At 59.2% G+C, this 17,513-nt stretch carries 14 protein-coding genes; 7 read left to right on the forward strand and 7 right to left on the reverse strand.

From position 1 onward, the window contains the following. Positions 1-166: 166 nt before the first annotated feature. Both epsC and betT read left to right on the forward strand, forming a co-directional pair. The gene (gene epsC, locus KFS80_RS10375) at positions 167-1,093 is read left to right on the forward strand and encodes a serine O-acetyltransferase EpsC (RefSeq protein ID WP_053116516.1); all 927 of its coding nucleotides are present in this window, start codon (positions 167-169) and stop codon (positions 1,091-1,093) included. A gap of 380 nt (positions 1,094-1,473) precedes the next feature. After that, complete coding sequence (betT, locus tag KFS80_RS10380) at positions 1,474-3,435, forward strand: choline BCCT transporter BetT (RefSeq protein WP_212544968.1); 1,962 nt, start codon at positions 1,474-1,476, stop codon at positions 3,433-3,435. A gap of 36 nt (positions 3,436-3,471) precedes the next feature. On the opposite strand, the gene KFS80_RS10385 is transcribed toward betT, so the two are convergent. Together KFS80_RS10385 and KFS80_RS10390 are read right to left on the reverse strand one after the other, a co-directional pair. Then, the gene (locus KFS80_RS10385) at positions 3,472-6,210 is read right to left on the reverse strand and encodes an RHS repeat domain-containing protein (protein ID WP_212544749.1); all 2,739 of its coding nucleotides are present in this window, start codon (positions 6,208-6,210) and stop codon (positions 3,472-3,474) included. Between the two features lie 85 nt (positions 6,211-6,295). Continuing rightward, on the reverse strand, positions 6,296-6,556 hold the full coding sequence (locus KFS80_RS10390; RefSeq protein WP_212544750.1) for a hypothetical protein: 261 nt from the start codon (positions 6,554-6,556) through the stop codon (positions 6,296-6,298). Between the two features lie 403 nt (positions 6,557-6,959). Between KFS80_RS10390 and KFS80_RS10395 the strand changes: the two genes are divergently transcribed. Together KFS80_RS10395 and KFS80_RS10400 are read left to right on the forward strand one after the other, a co-directional pair. Then, positions 6,960-7,142: a type II toxin-antitoxin system HicA family toxin gene (locus KFS80_RS10395; protein ID WP_159811995.1), complete on the forward strand. Its 183-nt coding sequence runs from the start codon at positions 6,960-6,962 to the stop codon at positions 7,140-7,142. 57 nt (positions 7,143-7,199) lie between these two features. Continuing rightward, on the forward strand, positions 7,200-7,601 hold the full coding sequence (locus KFS80_RS10400) for a type II toxin-antitoxin system HicB family antitoxin (RefSeq protein WP_212544751.1): 402 nt from the start codon (positions 7,200-7,202) through the stop codon (positions 7,599-7,601). Between the two features lie 5 nt (positions 7,602-7,606). Here the strand turns inward: KFS80_RS10400 and KFS80_RS10405 are convergent, their stop codons facing one another. Then, entirely contained in the window at positions 7,607-8,644 is a 1,038-nt protein-coding gene (locus KFS80_RS10405; RefSeq protein ID WP_212544752.1) for a LacI family DNA-binding transcriptional regulator, read from the reverse strand. Positions 8,645-8,850: 206 nt separating this feature from the next. Here KFS80_RS10405 and KFS80_RS10410 point away from each other — a divergent pair, with 206 nt between their 5' ends. The 3 genes from KFS80_RS10410 (at position 8,851) to mgrA (ending at position 13,574) form a co-directional block, all read left to right on the forward strand. After that, positions 8,851-11,022, forward strand: coding sequence for a TonB-dependent receptor (locus KFS80_RS10410; protein WP_212544969.1), 2,172 nt, complete (start codon positions 8,851-8,853; stop codon positions 11,020-11,022). A gap of 1 nt (position 11,023) precedes the next feature. Then, complete coding sequence (locus tag KFS80_RS10415) at positions 11,024-12,343, forward strand: LLM class flavin-dependent oxidoreductase (RefSeq protein WP_212544753.1); 1,320 nt, start codon at positions 11,024-11,026, stop codon at positions 12,341-12,343. A 193-nt stretch (positions 12,344-12,536) separates the two neighbouring features. Further along, on the forward strand, positions 12,537-13,574 hold the full coding sequence (mgrA, locus tag KFS80_RS10420; protein ID WP_212544754.1) for an L-glyceraldehyde 3-phosphate reductase: 1,038 nt from the start codon (positions 12,537-12,539) through the stop codon (positions 13,572-13,574). Positions 13,575-13,734: 160 nt separating this feature from the next. Here the strand turns inward: mgrA and tauD are convergent, their stop codons facing one another. The 4 genes from tauD to tauA form a co-directional block, all read right to left on the reverse strand. After that, positions 13,735-14,574 (reverse strand): taurine dioxygenase, encoded by an 840-nt coding sequence (gene tauD, locus KFS80_RS10425; RefSeq protein WP_212544755.1) that lies wholly within the window; start codon positions 14,572-14,574, stop codon positions 13,735-13,737. A gap of 142 nt (positions 14,575-14,716) precedes the next feature. After that, positions 14,717-15,556, reverse strand: a complete 840-nt coding sequence (gene tauC, locus KFS80_RS10430) for a taurine ABC transporter permease TauC (protein ID WP_212544756.1) — start codon at positions 15,554-15,556, stop codon at positions 14,717-14,719. Continuing rightward, a complete protein-coding gene (tauB, locus tag KFS80_RS10435) occupies positions 15,553-16,347 on the reverse strand; it encodes a taurine ABC transporter ATP-binding subunit (RefSeq protein WP_159812000.1) in 795 nt (264 codons plus the stop codon). Before tauB ends, tauC begins: the two co-directional genes overlap by 4 nt. Positions 16,348-16,363: 16 nt before the next feature. Beyond that, positions 16,364-17,341, reverse strand: a complete 978-nt coding sequence (gene tauA, locus KFS80_RS10440; RefSeq protein ID WP_159812001.1) for a taurine ABC transporter substrate-binding protein — start codon at positions 17,339-17,341, stop codon at positions 16,364-16,366. Positions 17,342-17,513 lie beyond the last annotated feature (172 nt).

Consider the following 17,513-nt stretch of genomic DNA (forward strand, 5'->3'; position numbering starts at 1 on the left):
GAAAGGACTATAGGCACGGGTTTTTGCAGGGGCAACCGCGAATCGCTTATAGCCAAATGAACTGAGCCCAGCACTATCGGTTCTTAATTCGCCCTCGCGAGCATGCCGTAAAGTAGTCGCCGTTGACGCGGCCAGACAGTCCGGCCGCCCGTGAGGAGTCTTTACCGTGAGCGAGCGTTCCAGCCATTGGCAATTGCAGACCATCGTCAGTCAACTGCGCAGCGCGCGGGATCAGTGGCGGGCACAGAACGGCCGGGCGTCCGGCGAGCAGGGTGGTCGCGAGTTGCCGTCGCGGGCGGCGATGGCGGAGATTCTCGAAGCGCTGTGCGGCGCGTTGTTCCCGATGCGTCTGGGGCCGGTGGATCTGCGCGAAGAGAGTGAGGATTTCTACGTCGGTCATACCCTTGATGTCGCGCTGAATGCCTTGCTGGCGCAAACGCGCCTGGAGCTGCGTTATGTCGCCCGCCACAGCGCGCAGGCCGATACCGAAGTCGAGGCCCGTGCGATTGAGATTATTCAGGACTTTGCCCTGGCCTTGCCGGGCTTGCGCACGCTGCTCGATACCGATGTGCTCGCGGCCTACCACGGTGATCCGGCGGCGCGCAGCGTTGATGAGGTGTTGCTGTGCTATCCGGGGATTCTGGCGGTGATTCACCATCGTCTGGCGCACCATTTGTATCGCGCGGGGCTGCCGTTGCTGGCGCGGATCAGCGCGGAAATCGCCCATTCAGCGACCGGGATTGATATCCATCCGGGCGCGCAGATTGGCCGTAGCTTCTTTATCGATCATGGCACGGGCGTGGTGATCGGCGAGACCGCGATCATTGGCGAGCGTGTGCGGATTTATCAGGCGGTAACGTTGGGGGCGAAGCGCTTTCCGGCGGATGAGGATGGGCAGTTGCAGAAGGGCCATCCGCGTCATCCGATTGTTGAAGATGATGTGGTGATTTACGCCGGGGCGACGATTCTCGGACGCATCACCATCGGTAAGGGGTCGACCATTGGCGGCAATGTGTGGCTGACGCGCAGTGTGCCGGCGGGGTGCAATCTGACCCAGGCCAACTTGCAGCACGATGACGGCACGCAGAAGTAGGCCAAGCAGCAAATCCCATGTAGGAGCTGCCGCAGGCTGCGATCTTTTGATCTACAAAAATCACATCAAAAGATCGCAGCCTTCGGCAGCTCCTACAGGTTTGTGCATGAGTCCTGTTGTCGTTGAACGAATCCCCTCAAACCCGCGTCATACCCATCCTTGAGCTAGCGTAGGAAAACTACCGCCTAGCCGTACGATTAGTCCTTACCCCCCCATCCATGTTTAACTTGAACGTTCATTCAAGTTAAACCGGTGGTTCGCTGCCCGCTCACAACAGGAGGCTTGCCTTTGCTGAGTCCGATCATTTCAGCCACGTCTAAACCCCTCGAGGTGCACGTTTCATGAGTGCATCGTCTACCCCCGCCAGCGGTCTGGTGCGCATGAATCCGCCGGTGTTCTACTTCGCCGCGACGGTCATTCTGCTGTTTGGTCTCGTGGTCATTGCCATGCCGGAGCAGGCAGGCGCCTGGTTACTGGAAGCGCAAAACTGGGCGGCCAATACGGTCGGCTGGTACTACATGCTCGCGATGACCCTGTATCTGGTCTTCGTGGTGGTCACCGCCTTATCCGGCTACGGCAAGATAAAACTCGGTGCCGACCACGACGAGCCCGAATTCAGTTACCTGTCCTGGGCCGGCATGCTGTTCGCCGCCGGGATCAGCATCACGCTGTTCTTCTTTTGCGTGTCCGAACCGCTGACCCACATGCTCCAGCCGCCGCAAGGCGAGGCGGGCACCGCGGATGCGGCGCGTCAGGCGATGCAGATTCTGTTTCTGCACTGGGGCCTGCATGGCTGGGGCGTGTTCGCCTTCGTCGGCATGGCGTTGGCCTATTTCGCTTACCGCCACAACCTGCCGCTGGCGCTGCGCTCGGCGCTGTATCCGCTGATCGGCAAACGCATCAACGGCCCGATCGGTTACGCGGTCGATGGCTTCGGCATCATCGCCACGGTGTTCGGCCTCGGTGCCGACATGGGCTTCGGCGTGCTGCACCTCAACTCCGGTCTCGACTACCTGTTCGGCATCGCGCACACCCAGTGGATTCAGGTCGGCCTGATCACGCTGATGATGGGCGCGGCGATCATTGTTGCGGTCTCCGGCGTCGATAAAGGCGTGCGGGTGATGTCCGATATCAACATGCTGCTGGCCTGTGCGCTGCTGCTGTTTGTGTTGTTCGCCGGGCCTACCCAGCATCTGCTCAACACTTTGATCCAGAACATCGGCGACTACCTCGGCGCCTTGCCGATGAAGAGTTTCGACCTCTACGCCTACGACAAAACGAGCGACTGGCTCGGCGGCTGGACGGTGTTCTACTGGGCCTGGTGGATCGCATGGTCGCCGTTCGTGGGTCTGTTCATCGCACGGATTTCCCGTGGCCGCACCATCCGCGAATTCGTCTTCGGTGTGCTGTTGATTCCGCTCGGTTTCACCCTCGCGTGGATGTCGATCTTCGGCAACAGCGCCATCGATCAGGTGCTCAACCACGGCATGAGTGCGCTGGGCATGTCGGCTCTAGACAACCCGTCGATGAGTATTTACCTGCTGCTGGAAACCTATCCATGGAGCAAAACCGTCATCGCCGTGACGGTGTTTATCAGCTTCGTGTTCTTCGTCACCTCTGCCGATTCCGGCACCGTGGTGCTCTCGACTTTGTCGGCCAAGGGCGGTAGCCCGGACGAAGACGGGCCGAAATGGCTGCGAGTGTTCTGGGGCGCGATGACTGCACTGATCACCAGTGCGCTGCTGTTCTCCGGCAGCATCGATGCGCTGAAGTCAGCGGTGGTGCTGACCTCGTTGCCGTTCTCGCTGATTCTGTTGTTGATGATGTGGGGCCTGCACAAGGCGTTCTATCTCGAGTCGCAGAAGCAGATCGCGCAGTTGCATTCGCTGGCACCGGTCTCCGGTTCGCGGCGTGGCACGGGCGGCTGGCGACAGCGTCTGAGTCAGGCCGTGCACTTCCCATCACGCGACGAGGTGTACCGCTTCATGGACACCACGGTGCGCCCGGCGATTGAAGAAGTGACGGCGGTGTTCGTCGAGAAAGGCCTGAACGTGGTCACCCAGCCGGATCCGGCAAATGACAGCGTCAGCCTCGAAATCGGCCATGGCGATGCGCATCCATTCATCTATCAGGTGCAGATGCGCGGCTACTTCACGCCGTCCTTTGCGCGTGGCGGGATGGGCTCGAAGCAGCTCAACAATCGCCGCTACTACCGCGCCGAAGTGCATTTGAGCGAGGGCAGTCAGGACTACGATCTGGTCGGCTACACCAAAGAACAGATCATCAACGACATCCTCGATCAGTACGAACGGCATATGCAGTTTTTGCATTTGGTCAGGTAGGAGTTGTGTCGATGCCCCCTTGCGAGGGTGAGGGGGTTATCGAATTTCGACGGGTATTCCGGGATTCAATTTTTTGAGTTGGTCTACCGCTTTCTGAAGGTAGGATGGCAGTACGGGAACAAGTTGCCCGTCCCCTGCGCGTTGTAAAACAGGATCGTTTGGAAGCACGAAGATTTTTTCTACAGTGACGGGTTTGGATGCCGGGTAATTCGTATGTATTGATACGTCTTTTCGGCCGGTAATGATTACTTCGTTGTGGGGAGAGTCAAGAGGATCAAGAGGATCGAGTGCAAGATCGTCGTGTTGCGCTTTGATAAGCTCCGAGGGGCTTAATATTCTTTTGGGAGAAAGGCTCTCGCCGGGCTGGTTTAGCTGTTCATTCACGTGCTCTGCCAGCGCGCCAGCTCTCCAATGATATCGCCCGTAGACAGGATCCCGCTTGGTACCGATATGATTGCGAAAACCCAAATCGGCAGCTGATAACAAGATGATGTTGGAAGGTTTGACCGTTAGTTTTAAAGCGATTTCCCTCAAGGTTATTCTCTCTGAGACACTGTAAGTATCGTGTACTTTCAGCGGATCAATTTTAAAGGCTTTTTGCAAAGCTACTGTTTTTACCCGTTTGGTTTTCCTGTCGTTCAGATTTATAAGCGATGTGCTGATGGCGTCCCAGCTTGACATAACCTCGTCGGCGTTTCGGCGCAACAACTCGCTGTCGCGTCCATGCGTTTTATCAACCAAGGTGTGAACCAACATCAAATTGGGTGGCAGGTTTTCCCATGCTTTCAATCTTTCTATCGTCAGATTTGTCGTTTTCTCACCCACCAGACCTTCACTGTCAGTCCTGTTCACAGGATTGTTGCTGACCATCAAATACTGATTAGTACCGTCAATGGCCCCCGCCGGATCCGGACTTATCCACCGCTGCAACCACGGCGCGTAATATCTAAACCCATAAAAATACAATCCCGTTGCATCCCGCTCTTTGCCTGAGTATCGAAGGGTCTTGTACTTGACCTCAACAGCGCTCGCCCCCGCCCACCATGCCGTCCCTCCGCAAGGGTAATAACCTTCCTGGCTCAAGAGTTGCGCCTGATCATCCAGCTCCAGCGATACCGAGCCAAGATGATCCTTCACGCTGTAACGCAGTTGATCATTGGCGATCTGCGCCGGACGTCCTGCGACCCAATGCAACGCTCGCACCTGACATGCCCCCGCCTTAATGTTGATCACATGCCGATCTTCACCCGTTGCCGTGTGGCGGTGAATCTCAAGTCCTGGCAGGTAGCGGGTTTCACTGCGCAAGCTGCGAGTACCGGTCTGCAGCATGCTTACCTTGCGGGCTCGGCTGCCGGGGTTGTCGTAAATGTAGCGCTCGTCATCGTCAGCCCCGTGCTCGCGTTTGACCATCGTGATCAGGCTCAATTGATTGCGCGCATCCCAACTCATCCGCTGTCCGCGTTGCAGTTCCAGTTGATTGCCATTGGCATCGAAGGCGTCGGTCAAATCCTCTTTTCGCGGCACGCTGCGATTACTGTCGAGGGCCGTGAACATCGTAAATGTTTCGGCGCCGCTGTGATGTCTGGCAATCAGGTTGCCGGCCATGTCGTACTCGAAAGTCTGTGTGTACGGCAGTAATTGGTTTGGATCGATCGCTGGCGATCGCCATACCGGCAATGACGGGCCGTGATCCGGTTGGCTGACTTCCCGCCCTGTGGCTTCGACCAGTTGGTAGAGGCTGTCATATCGATAGCGATTGATCGGCTCGCTTCGTCGGTTTTTGAAGTAGCCCGTGAGCCTGGATTTGTCGTCGATGCTGAGGATATTGCCCACAGGGTCGTAGACAAAGTTGAGGTCTTGCAGGGTTATTCCGGCGGGATCGCGGACACATAATCGAATCGGGCGGCCGTCCTCGAGCGAATATTCGTGGCTGGTTTTTGCGCCGTTGCCGGCGGTTTCATGCGTGACCTGACCCGAGGCGTTGTAGCCAATGTCGCTGACCAGCAGAACGGATTTATTTTCGACGGATGCAAGTTTCAGCCGTGCTTCTTTTTGCTCGCCGGCCCGGGTGTAGGCGAACAGCTTCCGGTTACCCATCGCGTCGGTTTGATCGATCACATCTCCTACGGCGTTGTAACTGTGACAGGTAGTGAAGGCCTCACTTTCCAGTTGCACCTCCCGTGCCGCCATTTCCATCGGCCAATCCGGCGTAGTCAGATCGATCAGAAACCGGGTTTGCTCAATCAGCGACTGGCCCGTCACCGTGAAGGCGCAGTGTTGCAAGGTTCCTGCCGGATGGTCATGGCGCACAAGTCGCCCGCGCAGGTTATCGCTTGCGCAGGCATCGCCATACGTTAGTCGTTCCACAACTTGCGGCGGCTGAGCGTACAGATATTGGGTCACGGCGACCGGGCGTTGAAGTGGGTCCAACTCAGCGTGACTCTGGCTACCGCGACTGTCCCAATGTGACAGCGGATAACCCGAGGCATTGAACAAATTCAAGGCCCAGCCACTATCGACGCTTTCGCCTAATAATGTCTTCGCGGACAAGGAAAAGAATGTAGCGATATTGGGTTTGGCCGCAGAACCCCAGAGTCGGGGATCCCATTGGGCGATCATCCGCCGTGCCGGGTCGGAGACTTGCCGATCGATTCGCGATTCGATGATTTGCTCGGCTCGTTGACGACAATAATCGACGACTCGCACGGCCAGGCCTTGTGAGTCCATCACGGACAGCTTGGGCGTCGCGGTGTTGTGGGAGGTGGCGGCGAACATTACGATCCCTCGTACGTGTTACTCACAGAGTGAGGGCGTTTGAATATTTTGAATACTGTAAGAAGTAACAGGTGGGTGGAAGCGCTTACTGCGCTTCGGAAAACACCATGAACAACACCATCGCCGCCATCGGCACGCCAAATACCGCACTGCCAATCGCTATTTCCGAACCCAGCGGTTGCTTCGCATGCACCACACCCACCGCGCCGTTAATCACCGTCAACGCCAGCCACAGGGCGGCGAAGCTGTAGGCCATGGTCTGGCGACTGAAACCGATGCGTTCGGCGATGTAGAGCATCAGGGCGAGCAGAACCAGGCCGAAGAAGATGATGATGGCGGTGTGCATGGCGGGTTCTGCCTGGTGGATGTGTATTGCCTGAAAGACCGCTATCGCGAGCAGGCTCACTCCTACAGTGGAGCGTGGTTGGACATGAATTTTATGTACAACGCAGCTCCTGTAGGAGTGAGCCTGCTCGCGATAGGGTCACCTCGGTGTCCTTTAGAGCATAGACAATCCGGCCCACACCACTAAAACACCGGTCCTCTCCATCGGCACACATTTCGCGACTCATCCAGATGTGCACGGCTCACGAGGTGTGGTGTTCGCTGGCTCGCGCCTGCCGTTGAACTGGCCCTTAACCGAGCGTCCGTTCCGTGAGCTAATATTTATCTTGATGTGTATTGTGTGTATTACAGGCGCTAGCGTCCCCTAGAGTAAACAGCTCCAGCGGTCGAACAGGGCAAAGGGAATGCGCAGTCGGGAAATGATCAGGATGATCGAGGACGATGGTTGGTATCTGGTGGCGGTGAAAGGCAGTCACCACCAATACAAGCATGCGTTTAAGCAGGGACGGGTGACGATCAAGCACGCTGACTCGGAACTGCCCATAGGTACGGTCAACAGCATCCTCAAACAGACGGGCTTGAAATGAGGTGTGCTATGGGAAACGAAGGCGTTTATTGACCTGTCAGAGGAAGGACTCACTCACATGAAATTCCCGGTCGTTCTGCACAAGGATGCCGACTCAGACTACGGCGTGATCATCCCGGATGTACCTGGCTGCTTCTCTGCGGGAACTACGGTCGCCGAGGCGTTTGAGAATACTCAGGAAGCGTTGGCGCTTCACTATGAGGGGTTGGTCGCCGACGCCGCGCCGTTGCCGCAAGTGCGGGATATTGATGCTCATCTCGATAACCCGGATTACGCGGGAGGGATCTGGGGTGTGGTCGATTTTGATATCACCCCGTATTTCGGTAAGTCAGTGCGGTTTAATGCCACGCTGCCTGAACAGCTGCTTGAGCGTATTGACCAGACTGTGCGGCGAGACCAGCGCTATCGCTCCCGCTCCGGTTTCCTCGCGGCAGCCGCCTTGCGCGAATTGTCGGTATAACGAAGTCAGGTGCTTTCCCGTTCGATGACTTGGCACTGCAGCAGATTCAGCCGTTGCACTTCCTCGCTCGGCAACACACCAAGACTTTCCAGCACGCGTGTCGCCGCCAGCACACCGATCTCCAGCGCCGGCGGTTTGATCGTGCTCAGGCTCGGCAGCAGCATCTCGGCGAACGGGTAATCACCGAAGCCGAGAACGGCGCAGTCTTCGGGGATTTTCAAACCGGCGCGTTGCCCGGCGAGGAGGCCGCCGGCGGCGAGGTTGTCGTTGGCGAAGATGATCGCGTCGGGGCGCGGTGAGACGTTCATCAGGGCGTCCATCGCCTGTTTGCCGGCTTCGAAGGGCGTGCGATCAGCGTCGGGGGCAAAGACCCACGGCTCCAAGCCGGCCTCTCGCAAGGTCGCCGCGTAACCGTCGCGGCGTTCCAGGGCACTGAAGTCGCCCGGCGCGCTGTTCTGCACGAACGCAATGCGTCGATAACCTTTTCCCAGCAGATAATTCGCCGCCGTCACGCCTACGTCGAAATGCGAAAAACCGATCTGCATCGGCTCACGTTCCGGCTGGTAATCCCAGGTTTCGATCACCGGAATATCCGCCTCGGCGATCATTTTTTCCGTACCCGCGCTGTGAAAGTGACTGGTCAGCACCAGTGCCGCCGGCGACCAGCCGAGAAACGCGCGCACGGCGTTTTCTTCCTGCTCGGTGCTGAAGTAACTCGATGCCAGCAACAGCTGATAACCGTGACGGCTGAGCGTATCGCTGAAGCCCTGAATGGTGTTGGCGAAGATCGGCCCGGAAATGTTCGGAATGACCATGCCGACGATTTTCCCCCGCGCCGAGGCCAGCCCGCCGGCTACCAGATTCGGTACATAACCCAAATCAGCCACCACTGCCGCGATCCGCTCGCGGCGTTCAGGCGACACTTGTTCGGGCTGATTGAAGTAGCGCGACACGGTGATCGCCGAAACCCCGGCCTCGCGCGCCACCGCATTCAGGGTCACACGTCCGGCGCCACGGCGTTTGCGCGGCTTTTCTTCGCTCATGGTTCGATCCTTGTTAAAAACCAAATCGCATATAAAACTAATTTTTCAGTATTGGACGGTCTATGTGCGGATGGCCAATATTGCCGATGTTAGCGCTAACAAAGCGCGTTGTCTGCTACTCGCTCGAGCGAATGCCCAAGACACCGATTCAGGCGCTGTCGTCGCAGAACGGCAGCGGATCAGGGCCAATTTCGAGCGGGCAGAACATGCACAACATTCCTGGGGCGACACACAAACTGGCGCAGTCGATTCGCGCTGCTGACAGCAGCGATCAGGAGCCGACGCTGAAGTCGGTCACCGTCACCGCGACCCGCCGCGAAGAGTCACTGCAAAAAGTGCCGGTCGCGGTTTCGGTAATCGACGGCGAGCAGCTCGAACGCGATAACCGCAACGGCGTGGCGAGCATTGTTCAGCAAGTGCCATCGCTGAATTTCCGCACCGGCGCATCGAACAAGGACACCTCGTTATTCGTGCGCGGCGTCGGCACGATTTCCACCTCGCCGGGCGTCGAGCCGACCGTGGCGACGGTGATTGATGGTGTGGTGTATGCGCGTCCGGGACAGGCGACCCTGGACCTGCTCGATCTCGAGCGCGTCGAGGTTTTGCGCGGCCCGCAAGGCACCCTGTTCGGCAAGAACGCCTCGGCTGGCGTGCTCAACATCACCAGCAAGGCACCGACCGCCGAGACCCACGGCTATATCGATCAGTCGTACTACAGCGGCAACGAAAGCCGCACCCGATTCGGCCTCGGCGGCAGCCTGATTCCTGAGACGTTGAAGGGCTCGATCAGCACGCTGTTCGGCACCTACGATGGCAACGTCGACAACCAACATAATGGTCAGGAGGTCAACGGCTACAACCATCGCGGCGTGCGCGGCAAACTCGAATTCACGCCGAATGACGACGTCACTTTCACCCTGATCGCCGACTACATGCAGTCCCACGACGACGGCCCCAACGGTGTAGTCAGCAAGTCGCTGACCCCGGCCTTCGCCAATGCGCTGAGCCCGGCGTACGCCTCCAGCCACAACCGCGACATCAACACCGACACTCGCTCTCACGTTGAAGACATCAACAAAGGTTTGTCCGGCCAGCTCGACTGGCAACTGGGCGATTACACGCTGACGTCGATCACCGCGTGGCGCGGCTGGGACAACACCCAATATCAGGACGGCGACCGTCTCGGCACGGTGACCGCAGCGTTTCCCGGCACCGCAGACAAGGGTGATCTGGCCTTCGATCAATACTCGCAAGAGCTGCGCCTGGCCTCACCGAAAGGCGAATTCCTCGAGTACGTCGGCGGTCTGTTCTACATGCACGGCAAGGACGAAGAAACCTATCAGCGCACCCTGACGACCACCACGCGCACCGACCGTGGTGTCGCCGATTACAGCACCACCAGCGACAGTTACGCCGTGTTTGGCGAGAGCACGCTGAACTTCACTTCGGACTTTCGCGGCATCGCCGGCCTGCGCTACACCCACGATGATCTCGAATACGATCACCGCCGCGTGTCGACGTCGGCCACCACCGTCAGCGGTATCCAACCGGCGACCAGCAGCTCGGGTTCCGTCGACGAAGATGGCTGGTCCGGTCGCCTCGGTGTGCAGTACGACTTGAGCGACGCCGTCACCACGTACCTGACCTACTCGCGCGGCTACAAAGGCCCGGCCTACAACGTGTTCTTCAACATGCAGCCGCGCGACACCGAAGCGCTGAAGCCGGAAACCTCCAACACTTGGGAGGCGGGCATCAAAGCCACGTCGTGGAACAACCGCCTGACCACCAACGTTGCGGTGTTCCACAGCGAGTACGACAACTATCAGGCGAACTTTTTCGACACCGTCGCCGGGCAAGTGGTGACGCGTCTGATCAACGCCGGCAGCGTCAGCACCGAGGGCGTTGAACTCGATTACGCCCTGCAAGCGACTCAGCAACTGAAACTGTCCGGCGCACTGGCCTACACCCGTGCACGCATCGACGAATTCGCCTGCCCGGCGGGCGCGGCGGCGTCCTGCAACGTCAACGGCAAACCGCTGCCATTCAGCCCTGACTGGAAAAGCTACGTGCGTGCCGACTACACGATTCCGCTGGATAACGGCCTGGATATCGAACTCGGCACCGACTACAGCTGGCAGAGCGAAGTGCAGTACGACATCAGCCAGAACGTCGACACCAAACAGGGCGCCTACGGCATCTGGAACGCCAGCGTCGCACTCGCCGATTACAGCAATGGCTGGCGCATTGCGCTGCTCGGCAAAAACCTCACTGACAAGTCTTACTCGCCGGTGCTCGCCAGCGGTGGCAACTACATCTACCGCGCCGTGCCACGCGACGACGAACGCTACTTCGGCGTGCAACTGCGCAAGGATTTCTGAGATGAGCAGACAGTTGAAACTTGGCGCATTTCTGATGGCCACCGGGCACCACGTCGCGGCGTGGCGGCATCCTGATGTGCCGGCGAATGCAGGTCTGGATTTCGTCCATTACAAGCGGCTGGCGCAAATTGCCGAGGCAGCGAAATTCGATGCGTTATTTGTCGCTGACAGTGTCGCCGCGCCGACCCAGGACATCGCCAGTCGCATGGCGCGCTCTGATCACTTTGAGCCGCTGACATTGCTCTCGGCGCTGAGTGCGGTGACCGAGCACATCGGTCTGATTGCGACGGCGACCACCAGTTACAACGAGCCGTATCACGTGGCGCGCAAATTCGCCTCGCTAGATCACTTATCAGGCGGCCGAGCGGGGTGGAATCTGGTGACCTCGGACAATGCTGCCGAGGCGCTGAATTTTGGTCGTGATGAGCATATCGGCCATGCCGAACGCTACAGCCGTGCGCGCGAATTTCATCAGGTGGTCACCGGGCTTTGGGACAGTTGGGAGGACGATGCGTTTGTGCGCGACAAGGCTAGCGGGGTGTATTACGAGCCTGCGAAGTTGCACGTGCTGGATCATGTGGGTGAGCACTTTCGGGTCAAAGGGCCGCTGAATGTTGCACGCTCGCCGCAGGGGCAACCGGTGATCGTGCAGGCGGGATCCTCCGAAACCGGACGCGAGTTGGCGGCGCAAACGGCTGAGGTGGTGTTTACCGCGCAGACTTCATTGGCCAACGCTCAAGCGTTTTACGCCGACCTCAAGGGACGTCTGCCCAAGTACGGTCGCAGCGCCGATTCGCTGAAAATCATGCCCGGGGTTTTTGTCGTGGTTGGCCGCACCGAAGCCGAAGCGCAGGAAAAATGTGAAACGTTTCAGCAATTAGTCGAACCCGAGGTTGGCGTGGCTTTACTTGGGCGTATGCTGGGCAACTTCGATTTGTCGAAGTACCCGCTGGACGGGCCGTTACCGGCGTTGCCACTGACCGAAAGCGGCCAGCAGAGCCGGCAGAAATTGCTGACGGAATTGGCGGGGCGGGAGAACCTGACCCTTGCCGAATTGGGGCGCAAGATTGCCGGCGGGCGCGGGCATTACAGCCTGGTCGGTACGCCTGAGCAGATTGCAGATCGTTTGCAGGAATGGTTCGAACAGGGCGCGGCGGACGGCTTCAACGTGCTGGTGCCGCACCTGCCGGGCGGGCTCGAAGACTTCGCCAACGGCGTGGTGCCGGAACTGCAACGGCGTGGGTTGTTCAGATCGGAATACGAGGGTCGGACGTTACGCCAGAACCTTGGCCTGGCCCGACCTGTAAACCGTTTCGCATGATTGGTAGAGCTTTTGTGGTGAGGGGATTGATCCCCGTTCGGCTGCGGAGCAGTCGTAAAACCAGCGCATTCGGCACACCTGATTCATCGAAGTTTCAGGTTTTGGGGCGGCTTCGCCACCCAACGGGGATAAATCCCCTCGCCACAAAGGTGTTCGGTTTCAGATGACTAAAAGACAGACAAGAGAGGATTCGATGACTTACACCGCTGCCGAAAATCGCTATGACTCCATCCCTTACCGCCGCGTCGGGCGCAGCGGTCTGGTGCTGCCGGCGCTGTCGCTGGGCCTGTGGCACAACTTCGGTGACAGCACGCCGATCGACACCCAGCGCTCCCTGCTGCGCACCGCGTTCGATCTGGGCATCAACCACTTCGACCTGGCCAACAACTATGGCCCGCCGTACGGCAGCGCCGAGATCAATTTCGGCCGCCTGCTGCGTGAAGACTTCAAGCAATACCGCGACGAACTGATCATCTCCAGCAAGGCCGGTTGGGACATGTGGCCCGGCCCTTACGGTCAGGGCGGCGGCTCGCGCAAGTACGTGCTGGCCAGCCTCGACCAGAGCCTGCAACGCCTCGGTCTGGACTATGTGGATATCTTCTATTCGCACCGCTTCGACCCGGACACCCCACTGGAAGAAACCGCCAGCGCCCTCGCCACTGCGGTGCAACAGGGCAAGGCGTTGTACATCGGGATCTCGTCGTATTCGGGCGTGAAAACCCGCGAGATGGCCGCGCTGTTGCAAGAGTGGAAAGTGCCGTTGTTGATTCATCAACCGGCGTACAACCTGCTCAATCGCTGGGTGGAAAAAGATCTGCTCGACACCACCGATGAACTCGGCACGGGCGTGATTGCGTTCACTCCGTTGGCGCAAGGTCTGCTCACCGACAAATATCTCAACGGCGTGCCGGCGGATGCGCGGGTCAATCGTCCGGGCGGTGGTTCGTTGCAGGCTTCGCATTTGTCAGAGGCCAACATCGCTCATGTGCGGGCGTTGAATGAGATCGCCAAGCGTCGCGGTCAGAGCCTGGCGCAACTGGCGCTGGCGTGGACGCTGCGCGATCCTCGGGTGACCTCGGCGTTGATTGGTGCGAGTCGGCCGGAGCAGATTATCGAGAACGTTGGGGCGTTGAAGAATCTGAGTTTTAGCGCGGAAGAGCTGGCGGAGATTGACCGGTTTGCCCAAGAGGGCGGGATCAATCTGTGGGAGAGGCCTTCGACGGCGGAGTGAGCCTCTCGAAGCTGATCGTTCCCACGCTCCGCGTGGGAGTGCATCCACGGACGCTCTACGTTCGGCTTTAGATGGGACGCAGAGCGTCTCGGGCGGCGTTCCCACGCAGAGCGTGGGAACGATCAAGGTAGGAGCTGCCGCAGGCTGCGATCTTTTGATCCTAAAAAAACGGCACATCCCCCAACACCGTCGCCCGCTGCATCACCCGCCGCGCCGGGCGGTAATCATCTACCGCGTAATGCTGGGTCACGCGGTTGTCCCAGAACGCAATATCGTCCTGCTGCCAGCGCCAGCGAATGGTGAATTCCGGCCGCGTCGCATGGGCGAACAGGAACTTCAGAATCGCCTCGCTCTCGGTTTCCGACAGCTCATTGATCTTCGACGTGAACCCTTCATTGACGAACAACGAGCGCCGCCCGCTGACCGGATGCGTGCGAATCACCGGGTGTGACAGCGGTGGATTCTTGCGTCGCGCCTCTTCCCACTGCGCCAGCGCTTCAGGCGTGTTGCCGTAGCGTTCCAGCGGAAACGAACGAGTGAAATCGTGAGTCGCGGTCAGCCCTTCGAGCAAACTTTTCATCGGCGCCGACAGCGCTTCATACGCAGCAATCCCGCTGGCCCACAACGTGTCGCCACCAAACTCCGGCAGCAACTTGGCGCTGAGCACCGCGCCCATCGCCGGCGTCGGCAGGAACGTCACGTCGGTGTGCCAGATCGCGTTGTCGCGCACGTCGGTGACGGCGGTGTCGAGGATCAGCACTTCCGGTTGTTCCGGCACGTTCGGGTAGATCGGGTGAATGTGCAGGTCGCCAAAGTACGCAGCGAAACGCGCCTGTTGCGAAGGCTCGATTGGTTGGTTGCGGAAGAACAAAACCTGGTATTTGAGCAGCGCCTGCTCGATCGCGTCGCGGTGTTCCAGGCTCAGTGGCTGGCTGATGTCGACGCCGCTGATCTGTGCGCCGAGGGCCGAGCTTAATGGGGTGATGTTGAGGCTGCTCATGGTCTTTCTCTTCAATTCCGGATAACCACCACCCTGTAGGAGCTGCCGCAGGCTGCGATCTTTTGATCTTGTTTTTAAGAGGATCAAGATCAAAAGATCGCAGCCTTCGGCAGCTCCTACAGGGGGGATTCAAAAAGATGTTTTAGTGGGCCTGGCCGTGCCATGGCACCAGTTTGCGTTGCAGGGCGCGCAGGCCCATTTCCATGGCGAAGGCGATCAGGGCGATGACCAGAATCCCCAGCACCACGACATCGGTGACCAGGAATTGCGCGGCCGACTGCACCATGAAACCCAGGCCACTGGTGGCAGCGATTAATTCAGCGGCGACCAGCGTCGACCAGCCAACACCCAGACCAATGCGCACGCCAGTGAGAATGTCCGGCAACGCGCTCGGCAAAATCACATGGCGAATAAGCTGCAAACGCGTCGCACCCAACGACTGCGCCGCGCGCAATTTCGCCGGATCAACCGTGCGCACACCGGTTGCGGTAGCGATGGCAATCGGCGCGAAAATCGCCAGATAAATCAGCAGCACTTTCGACAACTCACCGATGCCGCACCAGATCACAATCAGCGGCAGATAAGCCAACGGCGGAATCGGGCGGTAGAACTCGATCAGCGGATCGAGCACACCACGGGCGATGCGGTTGGCGCCGATCGCAATGCCCACCGGCACAGCGGTCAGAATCGCAAAACCCAGACCAAGACCGATACGGCTCAGGCTCGCACCAAGGTGCTGCCACAACGTCGAATCCATGTAACCGGTGGTCGCCAGCAACCAACCCTTTTGCAGCACGGCGGACGGCGGCGGCAGGAACAATGGTTCGATCAGACCGGTGGCAGTCACTGCCCACCAGATCGCCACCAAAGTGAACAGCGTCAACAGGCTGATCCAGCGCGTGCTGAGGCTGCGGCGCAGCGGAATCACCACCGATGCGCTAACCGGTTTTACCGCCGCCGAGGAAACGTCGTAACTGCTCATGCGCGCTCCTGCCGTTGCCCGGCGCTGCGTTGCGAGAACACTTTGCTCAGCACGTGTTCACGGGTTTCGATAAAACGCGGATCGGATTTGATCGCGCGGGCGGACTCGCCGGCGGCGTAACGCTGACCGAAATCCAGGTGCAGACGCTCGACGATCTGCCCCGGATTCGGCGCGAGCAGAATCAGGTCAGTGGCGAGGAACACCGCTTCTTCAATGTCGTGGGTAATCAGGAAAACCGGCTTGGCCGTGCGCTGCCAGACTTGCAGCAACAGTTCCTGCATCTGCTCGCGGGTGAACGCGTCGAGGGCACCGAAAGGCTCGTCCATCAGCAATACACGCGGGTCAGCGGCGAGGGCGCGGGCGAGGCCGACGCGTTGTTTCTGACCACCGGAGAGTTGCCAGATACGGCGGCTTTCGAAACCGGAAAGATCGACCAGCGCGAGCATTTCGCGGGCGATCTTTTCGCGCTTGTCCCTGGCGACACCGGCAAGTTCCAGACCGAATGCGACGTTGGCCAACACGTCCTGCCAAGGCAGCAACGCGTCGTCCTGGAACACCACGCCACGTTCGGCGCTCGGGCCTTTGACCGGCACGCCGTCGAGGGTGATGCGCCCGGCGCTCGGTTCGACGAAACCGGCAATCAGGTTCAACAGCGAAGTCTTGCCACTGCCGGACGGGCCGAGGGCGACCAGCAATTGCTGAGGCCCCAGGGTCAGAGAAATATCCGCCAGCACCGGTTCGGGGCTGCCCGGGTACTGTGCGCTGATGCGCTCCAGCTGTAGCAAGGCCATCGCGGTTAACTCCCGATCAGTTGGTGATGAATTTGGCGCTGACGTACGGCGCGTAGTCCGGCAGAACGGCTTCGACCTTGCCTTGCTCCTTGAGGAACGCAGCGGTGTCGGTAATGGCTTTGGTGGTCGGCGCGCCGAGGGTGACGACCTGATCAGCTGCGAGCGGGTAGACGTTGCCTTGCAGCAGCAATGGGATGTCGCTGGCCTTGGCGCCAGAGAGTTTCACCAATTTGTCGACGTTGGATTGATCGGCGAGCCAGGCTTTCGGGTCTTTGCGGTAGTCGGCGTAGGCGTCGAGGGTAACCTTGGCGAATGCGGTGACGATTTCCGGGTGCTTCTCGGCGAAGTCTTTGCGCACGATCCACGCATCGAAAGTCGGCGCGCCGAACTTGGCCAGTTCGCCGGAGGTGATCAGCACTTTGCCGTTTTCTTTGGCCACGCCGAGTGCCGGATCCCAAACGTAAGTGGCGTCGATATCGCCGCGTTTCCACGCAGCAACGATAGCTGGGGGCGCGAGGTTGAGGATGGTGACTTTCGATGGATCGATGTTCCAGTGCTTCAACGCGGCGAGCAGGCTGTAGTGACCGGTCGATACGAATGGCACGGCGATTTTCTTGCCGACCAGATCCTGCGGGGTCTTGATGCCGGAACCGTCGCGCGCGACCAGTGCTTCGGCGGCGCCGATCTGAGTGGCGATGAGGAAGGTTTCGACCGGGACTTTGCGGGTGATCGCGGCGGTCAGCGGGCTCGAACCGAGGTAGCCAATCTGCACGTCGCCGGAAGCGATGGCGGCGATGATGTCGGCGCCGTTGTCGAACTTGCGCCAGGCAATGTCGGCTTTGGTGGCTTTTTCGTAAGCGCCGTCGGCCTGAGCGACTTTCGCCGGGTCAACGGTGGTTTGGTAGGCGACGGTGAGGTCGGCGGCCTGAGCCAGAAAACTCGCGGCAGCCAGAGAGGCTACGGCGAGCAGGCGAAGCGGGAAATTCAGTTTCATTGAAGAGCTCCATATCAGGCGACCGAGCGTCGGCGTGAAAGGAGACTAAATGATCTAAGAATCAGTAAATAAATAACTTTTTCGAATGAGCTTATGAGCGGAAAAATCTTAGATGGGGGCAGATCGTTCCTACGCTCTGCGTGGGAATGCAGCCGGTGACGCTCCGCGTCAC

Source organism: Pseudomonas rustica, assembly GCF_018336155.1.
In the GTDB taxonomy this organism is placed as follows: Bacteria; Pseudomonadota; Gammaproteobacteria; order Pseudomonadales; family Pseudomonadaceae; genus Aquipseudomonas; species Aquipseudomonas rustica.

What these genes read in the sequence shown, in the direction of transcription:
- tauD (WP_212544755.1), bottom strand. Translation starts at nt 14,574, where the DNA reads ATGAGCAGCCTCAACATCACCCCATTAAGCTCGGCCCTCGGCGCACAG.
- tauA (WP_159812001.1), bottom strand. Translation starts at nt 17,341, where the DNA reads ATGAAACTGAATTTCCCGCTTCGCCTGCTCGCCGTAGCCTCTCTGGCT.
- KFS80_RS10395 (WP_159811995.1), top strand. Translation starts at nt 6,960, where the DNA reads ATGCGCAGTCGGGAAATGATCAGGATGATCGAGGACGATGGTTGGTAT.
- KFS80_RS10405 (WP_212544752.1), bottom strand. Translation starts at nt 8,644, where the DNA reads ATGAGCGAAGAAAAGCCGCGCAAACGCCGTGGCGCCGGACGTGTGACC.
- KFS80_RS10390 (WP_212544750.1), bottom strand. Translation starts at nt 6,556, where the DNA reads ATGCACACCGCCATCATCATCTTCTTCGGCCTGGTTCTGCTCGCCCTG.
- tauB (WP_159812000.1), bottom strand. Translation starts at nt 16,347, where the DNA reads ATGGCCTTGCTACAGCTGGAGCGCATCAGCGCACAGTACCCGGGCAGC.
- KFS80_RS10385 (WP_212544749.1), bottom strand. Translation starts at nt 6,210, where the DNA reads ATGTTCGCCGCCACCTCCCACAACACCGCGACGCCCAAGCTGTCCGTG.
- mgrA (WP_212544754.1), top strand. Translation starts at nt 12,537, where the DNA reads ATGACTTACACCGCTGCCGAAAATCGCTATGACTCCATCCCTTACCGC.
- KFS80_RS10400 (WP_212544751.1), top strand. Translation starts at nt 7,200, where the DNA reads ATGAAATTCCCGGTCGTTCTGCACAAGGATGCCGACTCAGACTACGGC.
- betT (WP_212544968.1), top strand. Translation starts at nt 1,474, where the DNA reads ATGAATCCGCCGGTGTTCTACTTCGCCGCGACGGTCATTCTGCTGTTT.
- KFS80_RS10415 (WP_212544753.1), top strand. Translation starts at nt 11,024, where the DNA reads ATGAGCAGACAGTTGAAACTTGGCGCATTTCTGATGGCCACCGGGCAC.
- KFS80_RS10410 (WP_212544969.1), top strand. Translation starts at nt 8,851, where the DNA reads ATGCACAACATTCCTGGGGCGACACACAAACTGGCGCAGTCGATTCGC.
- tauC (WP_212544756.1), bottom strand. Translation starts at nt 15,556, where the DNA reads ATGAGCAGTTACGACGTTTCCTCGGCGGCGGTAAAACCGGTTAGCGCA.